This window comes from Streptomyces barringtoniae (assembly GCF_020819595.1).
GTDB lineage: Bacteria > Actinomycetota > Actinomycetes > Streptomycetales > Streptomycetaceae > Streptomyces > Streptomyces barringtoniae.
Genome location: NZ_JAJHNP010000007.1, coordinates 317,425 through 335,035, shown reverse-complemented (window position 1 = coordinate 335,035; position 17,611 = coordinate 317,425). Strand labels below are relative to the sequence as shown.

Annotated in this window: 18 protein-coding genes and 3 pseudogenes; 11 read left to right on the top strand and 10 right to left on the bottom strand. The window is 69.4% G+C overall.

Going from position 1 to position 17,611, the window contains the following annotated elements; genetic code table 11:
• Nucleotides 1-8: 8 nt before the first annotated feature.
• Together LMU33_RS15255 and LMU33_RS15250 are read left to right on the top strand one after the other, a co-directional pair.
• Nucleotides 9-740 (top strand): IS3 family transposase, encoded by a 732-nt coding sequence (locus tag LMU33_RS15255; protein ID WP_228620900.1) that lies wholly within the window; start codon nucleotides 9-11, stop codon nucleotides 738-740.
• Between the two features lie 41 nt (nucleotides 741-781).
• Nucleotides 782-1,033, top strand: coding sequence for a hypothetical protein (locus LMU33_RS15250; protein WP_228620899.1), 252 nt, complete (start codon nucleotides 782-784; stop codon nucleotides 1,031-1,033).
• A 34-nt stretch (nucleotides 1,034-1,067) separates the two neighbouring features.
• Here the strand turns inward: LMU33_RS15250 and LMU33_RS15245 are convergent, their stop codons facing one another.
• The 5 genes and pseudogenes from LMU33_RS15245 to LMU33_RS15225 all read right to left on the bottom strand — a co-directional run bounded on the left by LMU33_RS15245 (nucleotide 1,068) and on the right by LMU33_RS15225 (nucleotide 4,791).
• Entirely contained in the window at nucleotides 1,068-1,418 is a 351-nt protein-coding gene (locus LMU33_RS15245) for a helix-turn-helix domain-containing protein (RefSeq protein WP_228620898.1), read from the bottom strand.
• A gap of 457 nt (nucleotides 1,419-1,875) precedes the next feature.
• Nucleotides 1,876-2,260: pseudogene (locus LMU33_RS15240) on the bottom strand (VOC family protein); the annotation flags it as partial.
• 522 nt (nucleotides 2,261-2,782) lie between these two features.
• A complete protein-coding gene (locus LMU33_RS15235) occupies nucleotides 2,783-3,787 on the bottom strand; it encodes a BN159_2729 family protein (RefSeq protein WP_228620897.1) in 1,005 nt (334 codons plus the stop codon).
• A complete protein-coding gene (locus tag LMU33_RS15230; protein WP_228620896.1) occupies nucleotides 3,784-4,383 on the bottom strand; it encodes an RNA polymerase sigma factor in 600 nt (199 codons plus the stop codon). The genes LMU33_RS15235 and LMU33_RS15230 overlap by 4 nt, the downstream gene beginning before the upstream one ends.
• A 114-nt stretch (nucleotides 4,384-4,497) precedes the next feature.
• Nucleotides 4,498-4,791, bottom strand: a complete 294-nt coding sequence (locus LMU33_RS15225) for a helix-turn-helix domain-containing protein (RefSeq protein ID WP_228620895.1) — start codon at nucleotides 4,789-4,791, stop codon at nucleotides 4,498-4,500.
• Nucleotides 4,792-5,027: 236 nt separating this feature from the next.
• On the opposite strand from LMU33_RS15225, the gene LMU33_RS15220 reads away from it, so the two are divergent.
• From LMU33_RS15220 to LMU33_RS15200, 5 genes are all read left to right on the top strand, one after another.
• Nucleotides 5,028-5,528: a transcriptional regulator gene (locus LMU33_RS15220; protein WP_228620894.1), complete on the top strand. Its 501-nt coding sequence runs from the start codon at nucleotides 5,028-5,030 to the stop codon at nucleotides 5,526-5,528.
• Nucleotides 5,529-5,988: 460 nt separating this feature from the next.
• On the top strand, nucleotides 5,989-6,228 hold the full coding sequence (locus LMU33_RS15215; protein ID WP_228620893.1) for a hypothetical protein: 240 nt from the start codon (nucleotides 5,989-5,991) through the stop codon (nucleotides 6,226-6,228).
• Nucleotides 6,229-7,169: 941 nt separating this feature from the next.
• Nucleotides 7,170-7,382 (top strand): hypothetical protein, encoded by a 213-nt coding sequence (locus LMU33_RS15210; RefSeq protein WP_228620892.1) that lies wholly within the window; start codon nucleotides 7,170-7,172, stop codon nucleotides 7,380-7,382.
• Between the two features lie 362 nt (nucleotides 7,383-7,744).
• Nucleotides 7,745-9,667: a zinc metalloprotease gene (locus tag LMU33_RS15205; RefSeq protein ID WP_228620891.1), complete on the top strand. Its 1,923-nt coding sequence runs from the start codon at nucleotides 7,745-7,747 to the stop codon at nucleotides 9,665-9,667.
• Nucleotides 9,668-9,703: 36 nt separating this feature from the next.
• A complete protein-coding gene (locus LMU33_RS15200) occupies nucleotides 9,704-10,396 on the top strand; it encodes a hypothetical protein (RefSeq protein ID WP_228620890.1) in 693 nt (230 codons plus the stop codon).
• A 335-nt stretch (nucleotides 10,397-10,731) separates the two neighbouring features.
• Here LMU33_RS15200 and LMU33_RS42000 read toward each other — a convergent pair.
• The 4 genes and pseudogenes from LMU33_RS42000 to LMU33_RS41995 all read right to left on the bottom strand — a co-directional run.
• Nucleotides 10,732-10,857 (bottom strand): annotated as a pseudogene (locus LMU33_RS42000) (DUF4235 domain-containing protein); the annotation flags it as partial.
• Nucleotides 10,844-11,326: a DUF3618 domain-containing protein gene (locus tag LMU33_RS15190; protein ID WP_228620889.1), complete on the bottom strand. Its 483-nt coding sequence runs from the start codon at nucleotides 11,324-11,326 to the stop codon at nucleotides 10,844-10,846. The gene LMU33_RS15190 and the pseudogene LMU33_RS42000, both read right to left, overlap by 14 nt.
• The gene (locus LMU33_RS15185; protein WP_228620888.1) at nucleotides 11,323-11,694 is read right to left on the bottom strand and encodes a phage holin family protein; all 372 of its coding nucleotides are present in this window, start codon (nucleotides 11,692-11,694) and stop codon (nucleotides 11,323-11,325) included. The genes LMU33_RS15190 and LMU33_RS15185 overlap by 4 nt, the downstream gene beginning before the upstream one ends.
• A 405-nt stretch (nucleotides 11,695-12,099) precedes the next feature.
• Nucleotides 12,100-12,327, bottom strand: a pseudogene (locus LMU33_RS41995) (IS30 family transposase); the annotation flags it as partial.
• Nucleotides 12,328-12,403: 76 nt separating this feature from the next.
• On the opposite strand from LMU33_RS41995, the gene LMU33_RS15175 reads away from it, so the two are divergent.
• Nucleotides 12,404-13,273: a trypsin-like serine peptidase gene (locus LMU33_RS15175; RefSeq protein ID WP_228620886.1), complete on the top strand. Its 870-nt coding sequence runs from the start codon at nucleotides 12,404-12,406 to the stop codon at nucleotides 13,271-13,273.
• A 221-nt stretch (nucleotides 13,274-13,494) separates the two neighbouring features.
• On the opposite strand, the gene LMU33_RS15170 is transcribed toward LMU33_RS15175, so the two are convergent.
• Nucleotides 13,495-14,655, bottom strand: coding sequence for an RsbRD N-terminal domain-containing protein (locus LMU33_RS15170; RefSeq protein WP_228620885.1), 1,161 nt, complete (start codon nucleotides 14,653-14,655; stop codon nucleotides 13,495-13,497).
• Between the two features lie 75 nt (nucleotides 14,656-14,730).
• On the opposite strand from LMU33_RS15170, the gene LMU33_RS15165 reads away from it, so the two are divergent.
• The 3 genes from LMU33_RS15165 to LMU33_RS41990 all read left to right on the top strand — a co-directional run bounded on the left by LMU33_RS15165 (nucleotide 14,731) and on the right by LMU33_RS41990 (nucleotide 17,571).
• Nucleotides 14,731-15,984, top strand: coding sequence for an alkyl sulfatase dimerization domain-containing protein (locus LMU33_RS15165; protein ID WP_228620884.1), 1,254 nt, complete (start codon nucleotides 14,731-14,733; stop codon nucleotides 15,982-15,984).
• Between the two features lie 245 nt (nucleotides 15,985-16,229).
• Entirely contained in the window at nucleotides 16,230-17,321 is a 1,092-nt protein-coding gene (locus tag LMU33_RS15160; RefSeq protein ID WP_228620883.1) for a Ca2+-dependent phosphoinositide-specific phospholipase C, read from the top strand.
• Entirely contained in the window at nucleotides 17,224-17,571 is a 348-nt protein-coding gene (locus tag LMU33_RS41990) for a helix-turn-helix domain-containing protein (protein WP_372477969.1), read from the top strand. Before LMU33_RS15160 ends, LMU33_RS41990 begins: the two co-directional genes overlap by 98 nt.
• Nucleotides 17,572-17,611 lie beyond the last annotated feature (40 nt).

The following is a 17,611-nucleotide window of genomic DNA, read 5'->3' as shown; positions in this document are numbered from 1 at the left end:
TCCACCGCATGGCGTCACAGGGTTTCCCGGCACGCAGGATCGCCGCACTCCTCGACGTCTCGGAGTCCGGATACTACGCCTGGCGCGCACGCACCCCCTCCCCACGAGCACTGCGCCGGGCCTGGTTGACCCGCCTGATCCTCGACATCCACCGGGAGTCCGGCTCCACCTACGGATACCGCAGGGTGAGGCAGGAACTCTGCCACCGCTACGGCATCGACGTCAGCCACACCACTGTGGAGCTCATCATGAAGGGGGCCGGAATCCGCGGCAGAGCAGGACGGCTGTACGACCAGGCCCCGTGGGAAGGCGCCCGCACACCCAGCCGGCGCTGGACCGTCGACGTACTCGCCCTCACCACACTCCTGGGCCCCCTGTACACGGCCGTCGTCCTCGACACCGCATCCCGATGCCTGATCGGCTGGAGCACCGCCGCGACAGCACACCGCGGCCTCGTCCACCACGCCCTCATGGCCGCCATCACCCGTGCCGCCCACGCCGAACCGGCCGCCGGGACCGCGCACGACAGCCTGCTCGCCTGCTCCTTCACCGAGCGGGCCGACCTGCTCAAATGCGCGCCCGTCCGCGGAACAGCAGGGGACTGGTACGACCACGCGGTCGTCAGGTCCTTCTGGGACACCATCCACCGCGAACTGCACGGTCCGTCCCTCTGGCCGGACACTCACTCCCTCGAGAACCGGCTCGGCGAGACCTTCGACCGCTTCACCCGGCAGGTCTGAGCCGCCGGCCCAGCCTGCCCACCCACACCAAGGCGGATCAATTGGAAACGACACCACCTTTGCCGGCCACCGGCGGCCCCAGACCCGACATCCACGCAGAGCAGGACTCCTCGAATGCCCACGCCCACCGACTGCGCCTGTACGGCGCCCTGGACAAGGTATGCGTTCCCCTCGCTGCAGCTGACGTCCAGGCCGTCTTCCAACTGGCCGAACTCGACTGCGTCACCGTGCACGCCGTCATCGACTGGCTCAACACGGCACGAACGCTTCCACCGCTTCCGCGCCCGAAGTGACGGGCCCCGACGTGCGGCCGGAACTTCGCCTTCCCTACCCGGTGCCGTTCGCCTGTAGCAACGACTCGACGAGTACGGCCACATGCCGGCGGTCGGTCGGGCTCAACTTGTGGACGCTCGCGATGAGGATCGCCACCTCGGGATCCGCGGCCTCGGGCGCGTCCTCGAGGTACAGGTTGACGCCCGCGGCCTCGGCAGCGGCTCTCTGCACTGGCGCCACCGGGATGCCCAATCCCTTGGCCAAGCCCTCCAGAGTGGTCTGCTGGGGCATCTGCGCCAGCCGCGCCGAAGTCGCCAGATGGTGGACCGTCGAGCGGGAGATGCCACCGCGGCGCGCTACTTCGCTGTAGGACCATCCGTTCTGGTCCAACTTGTGCTTGATCATTTCCTGCAGTGTGTTGGGCACGCCGGTTCTTCCTGTGGAGAGGGAGTGACCGCCTGTCGATGAGTCTAACGGCCCTACCGCCCGGGCGTTCTGCACCTTCTTTTTCACCGGCGCCTTTCGCTACGCTGCCCTGCGACTGCAAGCCGTGGTCGACACCTGTGGACCAGCTCGGCCGGCACCGTGAACGAAGAGCGCATCTGCCAGGGCGAGTTCCGTACCGCGAGCCGCACCTCCACCCGTGCCATGACCTCAAGCACACGGCCGGTCGGCGCTCTCACACGCGTGCCGACCGCCCCACCCACGGCCAGCTCCACGCAAAGGCCGCCGCCGCATCCGGGGCCCGCTCGTCGATCAACACGGCGCAACTCGAGCCCGGGCTCGGGCGCCGACCGTGGAGCACATCCCCGGCCGCACGCGAACGGCCCAGCGGCTTGGCGCCACCGCGCACACAATCACAGGGGCCCAGGCGGTCGTGCAAAAGACAGAATTCGTTGCCGTCCGGGTCGGCCAGGGCCTGCCAGTTCTCGGTGCCGCTCTGGCCGACGTCGGCGGGCCGCCGCCGAGCGCGAGCCGCCGCTCCAACTCGGCGTCCTGGTCACGGTCGGTGGTGTTGACGTCGATGGGCAGGCAGATCTGCCCGGGCCGTGGGTCGGTGCCGGGGTGGAGGACGAGTGTGAACTGCGGCCGACGAACCCGGCGTCGGGCGACCCGATCTCGATGCCTGCGTCGCCCTTGCGGCCGAGTTCGACGTAACCGAGGGCCTCGCTCCGGAACGCGGAGAGCCGCTCGGCGCCGGCGGCTTGGAGGACCAGCTCACCGAGGCGGGACGCCGTGTGCGTCAGTGTGCCCGGCCAACCCTGGAGTTGGTCGCTGCTGCCTGCGGCAGGTCGACGTGCCACGCGATCGAACTTCCGGCTGGAGGAGTTCACCTACGACGCCGGCGAGATCAGGCTCACCCGTCCTGGGCCGCAGGGGCGACGTGGCGCCGGACGGCGGAGGTGTCCTCGGCGTGGAATGCCGGGCGGTCGGTCCCGGGCTTGGCGGTCGTGCCGCTCGGCGAGGACCCCGGCCGCCCCGAGTACCGCGCACCGCCCTCGCGGTGGGCCCGTGCCCCTGCCCTCGGCGACGCGCCGCCGTAAGCCGCATGCATGCCGAGCCGAAGCCGTTGAAGTGATGTGCCGACTGAAGTCGGCAGTTTGCCCCGCCCTCGCGGCGGCGAGCCCGATGCCGCCGGAGCGCGTCAGACGACCGCACTCCGCGCAGCCGGGGTGGCCTCTTGCGGCCTCGGCAGCCATCGTCTGCCATGCAGCGGTCTCGCGTGAGGACCCGGGGCTGCAGGGGACGACCGGTGGTGCGACGCGTGCTCAGCAGGTTTCGGGGTTGTCGGGGTTCGCGGCGGCGGGGGTGAGGGGCCCGTTGGCCGTAACGATGGTGGTGAGCGGGTAGAGCAGGCCGCTGGTACCGCCCAGGGTGAAAAGGGGGGTGTCGTCCTCCTGGCGCTGACCGTGGTAGTGCCAGGTCTGGCCAAGGCGGTCGGTGTGGCCGAGGGCGAGGTCGTAGATGCGGCCCCCCAGGCAGAAGGGTTCGGTGGTCCTCTGCGCCGCCTCCTCCAAGAGGCGGGGCACGGCGTCCGCGGTGAGACGGACCTCCACACCGTCGAGGTGCCCGGTGGCAGTCTGGGCCCATCCGCTGCGGTGGGTCGGCTCGTTCAGGGGTGCACTGATCGCGGTCAGCCAGTATTCCCAGTCGCCCAGCGACATGGCGTTGATGTGGACGGTGACACGTTCATGATCCGAGGTGATCTGCGTGACCTCGAGCCGGCCCGCGTTCTCGGCCCGCAGCCTGGCCGCTGTGGCGGCGGCCGGGGGCTGCGCCTGCTCCCCGTCGGCCGTGCGCGACTCCTGGGCGCCGGTGCTGTGTCCGGTGACCGGTCCGAACTCGGCGGCCTGCTGGGCGGGGGCCGGGTCGGCCGCGGCGGGTCTGCCGACCGGAGCGTCGTACGAGTCGAGCACGTGCGCGCTCGCGGGGGCAGTCTCGGACACGCAGAGGATGTGCAGCGGGCGGGGCGTCTCGGGTACGCCGGGTGTGCCCTCCCCGGCGCGAGGCGCGGTGATCGCCTCCCACGGGGCCGGGGCGCCCGGTGCCGGATGCGCAGCGGTCCGGGTGACCGCGGTGTCGCCGGGTTCCGCCTCCGGCAGACTGTGCTGCGTCCGGTTCTGTTCCCGGAGTCGTCTGAGGGTGTCGGCCCCGCCGGGCTCCACCAGGCGGCCCTGTGCGTTCAGATCGGCGATGAAGGCGTGGACGAGTTGGCTCAGTCGCGCGGTGAGTTCCTGCTCGACGTCCGTGCCCTTGCCGTAGGCGATGGTCATGCCACAGCTCCCACGTAGGCCTTGCGGAGGGAGTCGAGCGCGCGCCACTGGAGCGTTTTGACGGCAGCGTCGGTGGTGCCCATGGTGCGGGCGGTCTCGCGGACGGACATCTCACCCAGGAACCGCAGCCGGATGACGACCTGCTGACGGGGGGTGATCTCCGACAGGGCGTGATGCAGGTCGTCGAGCGCGAGCGAGCACAGAACGGTGTCTTCGGGGTTGCTCACCGAAGGGGCCCAGGCGTCTCCCACCTGGGTGATCTGGTCGACGAAGGTGAGGCGGCGTGTCGTGGCGGTCTTGAAGTGGTCGATGACCACATTGCGTGCGATGGTGCACAGCCAGGCACGGATCGACGTACCGTTCCATGTGAAGGTGGTGATCTTGGCCCATGCCTTCACGAAGACGTCCGCGGTGAGGTCCTCGGCCAGTGCGGCATTCGATCTGACGCGCTGGCCGATGAGCGCGGCGACAACGCCGTGGTGCATCCGGTACAGCTCGGCGAACGCCTCGCGATCGCCCTGCTGGGCACGGGTGATGAGGGCCGGTTCCCCCGTGGCGCTGCCGTCGAAGGCAGCGTCGTGAGCCTGAGTGGACAAGGTTGCTCCCGATCGTGCGTGGACAGAAGTGAGGTGGGGCTCGTGGCAGAGCTGAGGTGGTGGTGCGAAGACCGCCTCCGGGCCGCGGACCCGGGGACAGGACCGGGCCGGTTCTCAGCCGGCCGCGTGCCGGTCCCGGTCCCCGTGCCGCAAGCGGCGCCGGTCCTGGGCAAGCACACGCTGCCGTTGCGGAAGGCTGCTGCGCTGCATCGTCTGCGGGTCGTCGTAGACGAGCGCGTCGAGCCGGACACTGTAGGCGTCGCGCAGTGTCCAGAGTGTGGCCAGGCTCGGCTGTTTCGTTCCGGTCGCGAGCCGGTGGAGCGTCGACCTGCTGATACCGGTGCGCTGCGCCATGTCGGCGACACTTTCGTCACCGAGCTCCCTGGCCTTTACCAGGAGCGTGGCCATGTGGAGGCGAAGCATGGTCAAAAGACCCCCTCAGCAACGTGCAGCCGTGTGGCTAACCCACACGAACGCAACATATGCAAGTTGCCAGGCATGAGTGACGCAAGGGTATTTTGATTCGCACACAGATACGAGATTTGGGATGTGGCCTGCAGAAATGCCGATCTAGGTTTTGACCTGCAAAGGTGCACGCGTGCAACTAGCGTGTGACGACATGCCTGCGCGCTACCCTCCGAGGCATGCGGAGTGCGAAGGATTCCCCCCACGAAAGCCGGGCCAAGCGGCAGGCTCAGGCGCAGCGGGTCGCCGCGTATCTCACAGGAGCTGCGACGGCAGCCGGATACGACGTCCGCCGACGGCAGGGCGGCCGGGCACAACTGGCGGCCGCGACCGGTCTGAGCCTGACCACCATCAGCCGGACACTGGACGGCAAAACCTTGCCGCTGCCCTCGCAATTGACGACGTGGGCGACGGTCCTCAATCTTGATCATCGGAGGATTCTGGTGGAGAGCGGTCTCATTCCTGAGCAGCGAGCGCCTCAATCACCACGACGGGCACCGAACTCGACGACACTCTCGCCGGACGACGCCATGACTGCGTGGAGAATCACAGATCCCATCATCCGCAGGACACTGAACGGGAGCATCGTTCACGCGATCGAACTCCAAGCGGAGATCGATGCGTCCCAGGATCCAGGGCCGTTGCAGGAAGACAAGCGCACCTGGCGCACACGCAGATGACACCGCTCCCGCCAGAATCCCTTTCCGTGGATCACCGCGTGCCGGTCGTCCCGGCACGAGGCGACTGCCCGAGGAGGGATGTCACCGGCCGACCTGGCATCGCGGGACGAACGGGCCGGTGGGCGTCGTCCGCTCCAGCCTCTGCCGCCGGCCAACGCTGCGGCCGGGCCGGCGCGGCGACCCGTCCGAACCACACCCAGGTCGCCGCGCACCGCGTTCACCGACAGCACCACCGGACCTGCGGCCGCGGGGAATCGAGCACATGCACGCCCGCCAGGTCCGTCCACTCGGCCATGTCTCTCCCGCTAAGCTCGGCGGAATCTTCCCGAAATCCAGTGCCTGCACCACGGCACACGGTCGCGGGAAGAGCGAAGGTTGTCCTCCTGCCGTGCCGGCATCCAGCGGGTCGAAAAGGACACGCCGAGAGGGGTAGCAGGTGCTTGTCGTACAAGGAGCCCCCATGACCGCTGTCGTGCGCAGCAGCACGGGCGAGGCGGTGGTTCTGCTTTCCGGCGACTCGCTCCGGCAGGTACCGGAGACGACGTTCACCGACATGATCAAGGCTGCTGCCGCCGTTCTCAGCGCCGCAGAACTCCAGAACCTCAACAACGCCGTTCCCACGCTGGGCACAGGCCCGCCGGATTTCCATGTCCGTGTCGACGGACACGAGTTGACGGTCTACAGACTGGCTGTCAGCTGAGTTCCGCCCGCAGGTGACAAAGGCCATTCATCTCCCCCTTGTCGAGCGGTAACCGGTCGTGCCCGGCGGAGCTCTGCCCTGGGCGACCGGGCCGTGTCCACCGAACGCAGGTCCCCCGGGGGCTTGGTGCCGTGGAAGGCCCTTTGCGGGCGGAGGAGTGGCGAAACCGCCCACGCCCGGTGCCTGCTGAACAAGACCGGATCAACCGAGGCAGGACACTGCGCCGATGCGCCGGACCGGCGGCGGTCGCCTGCGCGCACGCCGCCCACAGACGCGTGCCAACACCACCCGGTCAATGCGCAGAAGCCGTCGGACATCCGTCGGCGAGGACGACGCCGTTCCTGCCGTCATGTGCCACGCGCCCGCACGCCCGTTGGTGCATGCCCACGTGACCGTACCCGGAGCGCCGCCCGACCCCACCGGTCCAGGACTGCGCGGTGCCGCGCCCGGCCGTCCCGAGCGCCGGCTGCGCACCCCCGGCCCCGCGTCCGACCGGCACGGCAGCCGGTGGCCCGATGGGCGCAGCAGTGCCGCGCCATCGCAATCGGCCCTGGTGATGCCGCGCAAGTGAACGGCAGTGCGACTTTGAACGAATGTCGCATTTGAAGTGTTTGCACTTTTCCTTCGGTTTCGGCTACTGTCCGGGATCTCCGGACGAATTGTTCGGAGACTTTGGACGGCGGGCGGCTGTCTCCCAGTTCCGCCGCGCCCCGACTCCGCAGCCGGGTTTCCGCATGACCCGGCTGCGGAGTAAGGGATTTCTCGCCGTCCACCGATCCTGCGGCGCGGCCGTGCAGACAACCTGCTGCTCGCTCACCGTCAGCCGGAACGCGCCGGCAGGCCGAAACGAGGCCGGACAGCGGCCCAACAGCATGTTGGGCCGTAATGCACCGGAACTCGTTTTGTTCACACACCACTTGAAGGCTGAAAGGAGTCTTTTCATGAACATGGACCAGCTCGAGGCCGAGACCGCACAACTGCTCCCGGGGCGTGAGGCGCTCGGCAAGTTCTCGTTCAACTTCGCCAAGATGACCACCGTCACGAAGAAGGTGGCGCACGTGGACGCGCACAACGAATCGGCCGCGCTGAACCAGTGCTCGCCGTACGCGGTCGCCCAGTCCGAGGCCACGCAGAGCATCAGCGTGCAGCAGTAACGCGGACCGGGCAGGGCCAGGTCGGCAAACGGACCTGGCCCTGCCCGGGTCACCTGGCAGTTCCTCACCATGCCACGCCCGTTCCCTGCTTATGGTGCCTCAAGAGCCGTCGCAGCCAACACAGTTGGCAAATGGGGCCCGCGAGTACGCTTCCGGCCCGCTCGGCCTCGGTGGCCGAGCCGTCTGCGTCGGGACCGCTCTCCTCGCACCGAACCTCACCTCACCGCGCACCCGCCGCCCGTGACCGCCCCCATGTGGTCGTGCCCTCTTGGGCGGCTGCCGGGATGCAACGACACCCCCACCGGCATCCGCTGCACACCGCGCACATGTGTCGAACCGTCAGATGCGCCCAGGAGAAGACCATGCCGGCGTCCGAAGACAACAGAAGCCTCACCAAGCTGCAGGCCCACGCTCCACACCTCGGACATTCCCCCGGGCAGACGGACGCCACGCTCGCGTCCGGTCCCCTCGCACACCCGGCACCCGCCATGACGGCCGGCACCCCGGCGTCCCCGAGCACCGCACCCGTCCCGCGACCGAGCCACGGTCTGCAGACCCTTGGTGAATACAAGGGGTCGGGCTTCATCGAGCGCCGATACATCGTCCGCCGCGGCGACGGACAAGTGATCCAGCTGTCGCGCCTGCTGTACCTCGTCGTCAGCAGCGTCGACGGCGTCCGCGACGCCGAGGCGATCTCCCACCGGGTCAGTGGCCGCTACGGGGCGGAAGTCACCACGGAGAACATCATCTACCTGGTGGAGCACAAGCTCACCCCGCTCGGGATCACCGTCCCCTTCGGAGACCACCCCGGCGAGGTCTTTGTTCCCCGCTCCGATCTGCTGCTCGCCCTGCGCGGCCACAAAGTGATCTTCCATGAGGGGCAGGTGGCTCGCATCGCCGCCGCGCTCGCATGGCTGCACCGGCCCCTGGTGGTGGTGCTGACGCTGGCGGGCGTCGTCGTCATGGACGCCTGGCTCTTCGCCGTCCACGGAGCCATGACACCCGTGCTGCAGGTGCTCGAACAGCCGCTGTGGATGCTCATCATCTTCGCGCTGACCGTGGCCTCCCTCCTCTTCCACGAGTTCGGGCACGCGTCGGCCTGCCGGTACAGCGGAGCAGTGCCCGGGAGGATCGGATGCGGCATCTTCCTGATCTGGCCGTCCATGTACACGGACGTCACCGACGTGTACCGGATCGGGAAAACCGGCCGCCTGCGCACCGGACTGGGCGGCGTCTACTTCAACGTCATCTTCATGCTGGCCCTCACCGCAGCCTTCCTGCTCACCGGCCAGTCCTTCCTTCTCGCCGCGGTGTACCTCGCGCACTTCGAAGTCCTCGAGCAGCTCGTACCGGCGGTGCGGCTGGACGGCTACTACATCCTGGGCGACCTGGCCGGCGTACCCGACCTGTACGGCAAGGTCAAGCCGATCCTGCTGAGCTTGCTGCCCGGGCACCACCGGGCCGCAGCGCAGGTGGCGGACCTCAAACGCTCCGCACGAACCATCGTGACGGTGTGGGTGCTGACCATGGTCCCCCTGCTGCTCGCCGAGGCGGCGTACGCCCTGTGGAACCTCCCGCGCCTGCTGGCCACCGCGGCGCGCGGCCTGCACGACCAATGCCTGGGAACGATCGCGGCGTTCGCCGACGGGCACATGGCGGCCGGGCTGGTCGGAGTGATCGGCACACTCATGCTGCTGTGCCCGATGGCGGGAGGCGCCTACCTCGCCGCCCGGCTGGCAGCCCGCCTTTGGCGTGCTGCCGCGAGGGCGAGTGCAGGAAGGCCGGTGGTGCGTCTGGCGTTCGCCGCCGCGGCCGCCGTGGGCTGCACCGTCCTCGCCACGGCCTGGGTGCAGGGCCTGACCCCCCAACCGCTTCCGGAAGCCGCCCCGGTCACCCCCGTCCTGCAACCGGGCAAACCCGCACCGCGCACCCCGTCCCCCACCCCCGCACACCCCACTGCGACGCATCCGGCCACCCGCCACTCCGTCGGCGCCACACCCGGGCAGAGCCGCCCTGCGCAAGTCCCCCATCCCACCGCAAGCGGCCGGCACATCCCCGCGGCCACACCGTCCGCCGCATCCCCGGCGGCCCCGCCGCCCGGCACCGGCTCACCGGGCCCCACGACGTCGGCCGGCACCACGCCCACCAGCCCCGCTCCCAGCGTGTCCACGAGTCAGACCCCCACCGAGTCCCCCTCCCACTCCTCCTCGCCCTCGCAGCCTCCCCCCACCTCGCCCTCGCCCTCGCCCTCGACGACCGCGCCATCGCTCCCGAGCCATTCCTGACGCCACGCACCACCGCACCCAATGCAGGAGAAGACCATGCACCATCGCAAGCCGCGCACTCCCAGGGCCACCAAGACGGCCGTCCGTCTCGGCGTCGCCGTCACGGCCGGCCTGGCCATGACGGCCGTCACCACCGCGGCGCGCGCCACCCCCGGCCGTTCCGGCATCTCCCACGACGTCGCCATCGCTGTCGACGCCGCGCTCAGCCACGCAGACAGGACTCACGTGAACCAGTTCGACCAATCCTTCGTGATCCACGAATACGGCCCCTCCGTCGCCGTGACGGCCAACAACCGGGCCACCGCGGTCTCGGCAGGATGCTCCCTGGACGCCCCCTGCCGTTCCGTCGCGCTCTCCTACCAGATCGTCACCACGGCTGGCCGGAACGCACGCCTGATCAACGCCACCAACATCAGCAGGTCGGTCAACGAACACTGCCCGGCGTGCCGGACTGTCTCCGCCGCCTACCAATTCGTCGTGGCCACACCCCGGCAGTTCAGCCTGAGCCGCCAGGCGCGCAGCGAACTGAGCAGCATCAGCCGCCAGGTGGACGCCCTCAGGGCGTCCCGCCTGCCGATCGACCAGATCACGCGTCAGGCCGACGAGTTCGCCCGGCAGGTCAAAGCCGTCCTCGACCGTGAGGCGGCACGCGCACCGCGCACCAGTGGCGGCAACGACCCCTTGGCCGACTTCATGCCGACCGTGACGATGCACCGCTACGTCCGCTGACCTGCTCCCCGGGCCGGGCCCCGCGGCCGGGGCCGGGCCCGGGGACTGCGGCCCGGACTGCGGCCTGCGTCCCCGCAGGCGACGGCCGCGCGCGACCGCCCGGCGGACGGATGCCGGCAGGCCCGACCCCACACGTGCCGAGTTCGCCCTTGGCGCGCTGGCGGCCGACCCTTCCGGCCCGGAGTCTGCGGCGCTCCCATTCGCCACGCGCGTCAGAGCGTGAGACATGACCGCAACCACGGGGCAGCGGTGCATGGTCCTCGCGCGCGTCCGCTGCCGGTTTCCCCGCTCGGTGCCCGGTCCGACCCGGACCCGGCGTTTACGACATGAAAGCAGTGGCCGAGCGTCTTCCACATCTGCTGGAACAACGCTCCCGCTGCCATACCGCTGACGGCACCAAGCGCCAGGCCGACCGGCTTGTAGCGATCTCGGAGGTCTTCGCGGGCCTCACTCCTTCCGATGGCGGCGGGCCAACCACGCCACGATGGCCACTGTCGCTGCCACCAGCAGTACCTTGCGGTTGGCCCGCGCCAGCTGCGCCCCTTGGGTCGTCTTGTGCCGCACCGTCTCGGGTGTCCTCTCTTCCCACAGCTGACCGGCCCGGGCCGCCTTCGTCCTCGCCTGCTCAGCGGCCTGGACGGCCTTGTCCTTGACCGGGTCCGGCAGCCGGTCCTGAGCCTGGTGTGCCAGGTCGGCGGCTTTCGCTTTCAGTTCCCCGGCCCTGAGGGCGGCTTGCTCCTTCAGCTCATCGGCCTTCGCGGCGGCCTGCTCCTTGACCTCGGCGGCCTTCTGCCGGGCGCGCGCTTTGACGTCGGTCTTCGCGGCGAGCGCCTCGACCGTCTCCCCGAGCTCGGTGCGGGTCTGTTCGACCTGCTCGCGCAGTTCCTCGGTGCTGGCGGCGGTGGGCTCGTCGTGGGGCGGCTGGGTCATCGGTGTGCGCTCTCCTTGATCTCGGCCACGTCGGCCTTCACGTTCTCGACCGTCTGCTCGGGTGTGGGCGGCGCGGCCTGGTCGACCTGCTTCTTTCCGCTTATGGCCATTACCGCGGCGATCACACACAGCACCGCAGTGATGATCAGCCCTGCTGCCCACACCGGCAGCGCCACCGCCAGCGCGGCGATCGCGGTGGCGACGAGCGTCTGCATCGTCAGGAAGCCGACGATGCCGGCGCCGCCGAACAGGCCACCGCTCTTGCCGTAATGCTTGCCCTTCTGCCTCATCTCCGCCTCAGCCAGGCGCAGTTCGCCTCGCACCAGCTCAGTGAGCTGCTTCGAGGCTCGCTGCACCAGCTCGCTCACCGGCTCCTGGCCGGCGCGGTCCGTGCTCGTGCCGAATCCGGCTTGGCGTGGCTGTGTGCTCGACACGGCGGTCACCTCCCGTCCCTCTGCTTTCCTCTGGGCCGCGCTCAGTCATGCGCCCGGCCACTTCCGACGAGCGACGCGAGTACCCCGAACCGGCGAGTTCAGGACGGGCGGTCTTGCCGGTGGGGCCGGCGGCTACGTGTGCGCGCTGATCACGCCGCCGTCGCTGAGCACGAGGTAGCCGCGGTCGATCTCGACTCCGGCGTCGTGCCCGTTCGCGTCCAGCGTGGTGGACTCGCCGCCGGCGTCGCCGAGATGCGGTTCGACTACCTGGTGGAACACGGCCTGCGGATTGATGCCCCGCGGGTGCTCCTTGATTTCGCCCTTGCGCGCGCCCGCGATTTCGTTGGAGCCGCGCTGCCAGGGGCTGTCCGGGTCGCAGAAGCAGACCGGGATGCCGGTGGCGATGGTGAACGCGCCGTGGGCGCCCATCTCGCTTCCCTGGCCCAGGTGGGGGACCGTCGGAGTGGTGACCAGCGCGTCCCGGACGCTTTCGACGCCGTGTTCGCCGGACAGGTGCGGGAGCACGACGTCGCGGGTGGCACGCTCGGCCAGGGGACCGATGGCCGATCCGGGCGGTGGATTGTGAGGGAAGCCTCCCGCTGAAGCACCTCCCGAACTCCCGGCCCGCGTCGATAATGACCTTGTGCGCTCGCTAGTCAGGAATTCCATACTGCCCCTGACGCTGGTCATCGTCGGGGCAGCCGCAGTGATGGGCGACGCCGCGGGGGAAACCCATGCGGCCAGAAGCAGCGGGCGCAGCGGTTTCGGCAAGTCCGGCGGGCCGGGCCAGTCCCCGCGGGACCAGGACCAGGACCTCCCCGCGACGGCGCCGGCCAAGGACGGCAACGCGTACACCCCCCGCAGGACCGAGGAGAACGCCCGGATCGGCGCGGTCTTCGAGAAGGACGACCAGGGCGCCCACTTCTGCACGGCGAGCGTGGTGCAGAGTCCGGGCCGGAACATGCTGATCACCGCGGCCCACTGCGCCTTCGACGCCGACTCCGGACAGCCGCTGAACGACCTGGTCTTCGCCCCCGGCTACCGCAGCGGCAACGAGCCCACCGGCCTGTGGAAGGTCAGCAAGGTGGTCGTCGACGACCGCTGGGCCAAGTCGCAGGACGAGGACCTCGACGTCGCCTTCCTCGTCGTCGACCAGAAGGACGGCAAGGACATCCAGGACGCCCTGGGCGGCAACACCCTCGGCATAGACCGCGGCTTCGACAACAAGGTCAAGATCACCGGCTACCCCAGCAGCCGTGACACCCCCATCTCATGCCGGAACCGCACCACGAAGTTCAGCGACACCCAGCTGCGCATCCAGTGCAGCGACCTCGAGGACGGGACCAGCGGCAGCCCCTGGCTCGCCGACTACGCCCCCAAGAGCCGCACCGGCACGGTCATCGGCGTCCTGGGCGGCCATGAGGGGGGCGGCGACCAGGACGATGTCTCCTACGCCGCATACTTCGACGACGACATCGCCAAGCTCTACCGGCGCGCCCAGGACGAGGACTGAGCCCAGCTCATCCGCACCCCGCTCACGGCGAAGGGCTGAAGCCGCGAAGCGCGCCGGGCAGGTGCCAGGCGGCCGAGAGCCGACCCTGGGACGAGTCGGCCGCTGACGATACTGCCGTGATCGTGCAAGCGCGGTTCCACCTGCGAAACCGAACGCGGGACAAGCGGCTGGCGAGGACTTGTGTCGCGTGCCCGGTCAGGCGTGCCCGAGCGTTGGAGACGCTACAGGTGTCCCTGTCCTGCGATCCGGCGCAGAGTCAGCGCGGCACCCAAGAGCTGGACGCCACGGGCGGTGTGCAAGTCGGCGCCGGTCGACTCAGCGACGCGGCCCAGGCGGTTGTCAACGGTGTTGGGGTGCACGTCCAGTGCGTGGGCCGTGCGGCGCCGGTCGAAGTCACAGTCGAGGAAGGCGGCCACCGTCGCGGTGAGGCCGGGTTGCCGGTCCAGCGCCTCCAGCAGGGCACCCAGTTCGGGTGCGCTGTCCGGGGCTCCCGACAGGTGGTATTCGAGCAGCACATCCCGCAGCCGGTACAAGCCTGGCCTGTCCGCAACGGCTGCGATCCGGCGTGCTCGTTCGGCCGCGGCAGGGACCTCCTCCGTGGTGCCCGCAGTTGCGGCGCCCACGATCGACGCTGTCGGAAGACAGGAGGAGAGTCGGTCGGCGACGGCGTCGAGCGCAGTCGACGCGGGCAACAGGACCAAGCCACCGCATTCGTCCGGAAGGCTGAGAACGCGGCCCTCGGCCAGCGGGGCGAGCCGGGCGAGCGCCCGACGCAGCAGCCTGCGTGCCGTCACCGATGCCTGGGACCCGAAGGCCCGCACACTGAGTACGAGGTAGCCGGATTCCAGGGACAGCCCGAACCGGGCGGCGACCTCCTCGGGCTCCTCGCCACGGATGAGCGCCTGGGCCAGCTCCCGTACCGCCACCTGCTGGTCGGCGAGGCTTGCAACGTACGCCTCCGTGACGCTCTCGACGGTGGCCTGGAGCGCCCTCAGCTCCATCCGGGTCAGGGACAGCAGCGCCGCTTCCTCGCCTGGGCGGGCCAACTCGCTCAGTGCGTCCAGCAGTACCTCGGCACCGACGTGGTACCCCTTGAGCAACTGCACCAGAGGAAGCCCTTCCTCGGCGCGCTCGGCGGCGCGTTCCCGGAACACCCCGATGTCGATGTCCGGCAGGCCTTGCACGTGGCGGAGGAACCCACGTATCGCGTGGCGGGCCGTCGCCGCGATCTCCACGTCCCGCAGGTCTGCGGGCAGGAGGTCGAAGCCGGGCACCTCGGCCCGCTGACGTTCCACGATGGCCCTGGCCAGCTGGTTGACCCGCGGTTCGAGGCGTGCGGCCAGCCGGATGGCGCCGTCCAGCGCAGCGTCTGGTTGTGACATGTCACAACCGTAGGCAGCCGTCGGTGGGCTCGCGGCCGATTGCCGCGAGCACTCGTCCACGGTGGCATGGGCACCATGAGCTTCTCCCTCACGGACTACGCAGACCAGGTCTGGCAGGGCGCCGTCGATGACAGCATCGTCCGTGCCGGGCAGGCGGGATCCGGCGTCATCGAGGTGGTCGACGGCGTCGGCTGGTACCCCGGCTTCGGCAATGTCATCACCTTCCGCACGAACGGCGAGGTCATCCTGTTCGACACCGGCAACCCGTGGGCCGCCGGCAGCCTGCACCAGGCCGTTCGTGCCTGGAGCCGACACCCGGTAACCACCGCCGTGTTCTCCCACGGTCACATCGACCATGTCTTCGGGATGGGTCCCTTCGATGCGGAGGATGCGCCACGCCCGACCGTGCTCGCCCACGAAAAGGTCGGGGAAAGGTTCGACCGCTATCTGCTGACGGGTGGCTACAACGCTGTCATCAACCAACGGCAGTTCCAGGCCCCGGATCTGGCCTGGCCGACTCAGTACCGCAGGCCCGACCTGACGTACCGGGACGCGCTCACCCTGAAGCGCGGCGAACTGACCTTCGAGCTCTTGCACGTAAGGGGCGAGACCGACGACGCGACCGCCGCCTGGATTCCCGAACACCGCCTCCTGTGCCCCGGTGACATGTTCATCTGGGTGTCTCCCAACTGCGGCAACCCCCAGAAGGTGCAGCGCTACCCGCGCGAGTGGGCGCTCGCACTGCGCCGCATGGCCACCCTGGGCGCGGAGATCATGCTGCCCTCGCACGGAGCACCGGTGTTCGGCGCCGACCGGATCCACCTGGCGCTCACCGAGACCGCGGAATGGCTGGAGAGCCTGGTCCAGCAGACACTGGACGGGCTCAACTCCGGAGCCCGGCTGGACGACCTCATCCACACCGTACGCCCGCCCGCCCATCTTGCCGACCGGAGCTACCTGCAAGCCAAGTACGACGAACCCGAGTTCATCGTGCGCAACCTGTGGCGGCGCTACGCCGGCTGGTACGACGGCAACCCCGCAAACCTCAAACCGGCTCCTGACGGCCGACTCGCCACCGCATTGGCGGACCTCGCAGGCGGTGCGACCGTGCTGTCGGATGCGGCCCGGCGCTACGCCGACGCGGGCGAGCTGAGGATCGCCGGCCACCTCGCGGAGTTCGCCGTACAGGCCGCCCCCGACGACGCCACCGCGCACGCCGCACGCGCCGACGTCAACCAGGCACGTGCCGAGTCCGAGGCCTCCCTGATGGCCCAGGGCATCTTCACCTGGGCCGCCGCGGAGTCACGACAACGGTGTGCCAAGGCCTGATCGGCGCACAGCCGACGGCGAAGCGATCTCACCTCCTTGCCGGATCGCGCCGCGCACGACTCCCCCACACGTCAGGAGTTCCGATGCCCTCCGTACGAGCGCAAGCTCGTCCATGGCGCCGCAGGGCCTGTGCTCTGGCCGCCGCCGTGCTGCTCGGCCTGGCTTCGCCGCGGGCCTCCGCAACGCCCGGTCACGCCGCCACGATCGAGACGGCGGCAGACACATCGGCCTTCGACAGTGTTCCCTTGGACCAGATCTCCGCGTCCGGACTGCACAACGCCTACGACAAGAGCAAGTCCAAGTCGATCACCGCAGGCCTCGACCTCGCAGCGCACCTGCTGGAGATCGACGCCTACAGCACCTACGGCAATCCCGGCGGATGGATCGTCAGCCATTCCGACCCCTTGGTCAACGACAACAACTGCACCTACACCACCGGGTCCGGCGTCTTCAAGACCACCTGGGAGAACGGCAGCCTCAGAACCTGCCTCGACGACCTCAAGGCCTGGAGCGACGCGCACCCTCGTCACGACCCCGTCTACATCAAACTGGAACTCAAATGGGGCTTCCGGTCCAATGCCGGAATGGGGCCGGCCCAACTGGACCAGCTGGTGGCCGGACACCTCGGCGCCGGGAACCTCTTCACCCCCTCGGACATGCTCGGAACCACCTACACGACCCTCGACGCCGCGGCGATGGCCGGAGCCTGGCCGACCTGGAACCAGCTGCGAGGAAAGTTCATCGTCTTCCCGATCACCGGCACCATCGAGAACAAGCTCGCGGGCTACAAGCTGGACAACCTCTCCACCGAACAGGAATACGCCCAGCACCTGGCCGACCTGTCGGCAGCCGGCCGCCTGGGAGAGGCCTCCATGTGGCCTGCCATGACCAGACCGAGCCCGAACGGCGACCCCCGCCTCATCTACGACGCCGAACTGCGCCCCTGGTTCGTCGTCTTCGACACCCAGGCCACCCGCTGGCTGAACGACGGGTACACCATGTCGTGGTACTGCCGCAGCCACTACCTCGCCGTCGAAGGCTCGGCCGAAAGCGTCGTCCCCACACTCGACGACACCAACCCCGACCCCACCGCCGCGGCTCAACGCGTGCAGTATCTCGCCCAGCAAGGCCACTCCAGCGTCACCACCTTCGACTGGATGAACGCACCCGGCGCATTCACCCTCTGGCCCCGAGACTGCGCGGTTCGAGGCTCGCGGCCTCCCGGGGCCGCTCGGCTACATCGCCTCCCGAGGCGCACCACTCGCACCCGCCGGGCCCGAGGCACTGACCGCGGCGTTCGGCACCATCAGCTCGGTCGGCATCGCCCTCACCTCTGACCTCTTGAAGCGGGACGCGGTCGCCTTCCGCGAGGTCTGGCACCTGCGGGACGAGACAGTCGACGAGGGGCTGCGCCGCTATGCGCCCGGCGTCGTCGAACCGCTGGTCGAGTTGGGGCCGGCACTGTGGTCCGCGGTCGACCGCCTCCCGGGGCCGCGTGCTGTTCGCTGCGACCGTGTCCGTGGCCCGGCCACAGAATCCTCTGCTGTCGGGCCGGCACGCCGTGAACGCGCTCCGCGAATCGCGTGACCTGCGCGGACGGGATCAACGGCAAGAGCAACGGCGTTCT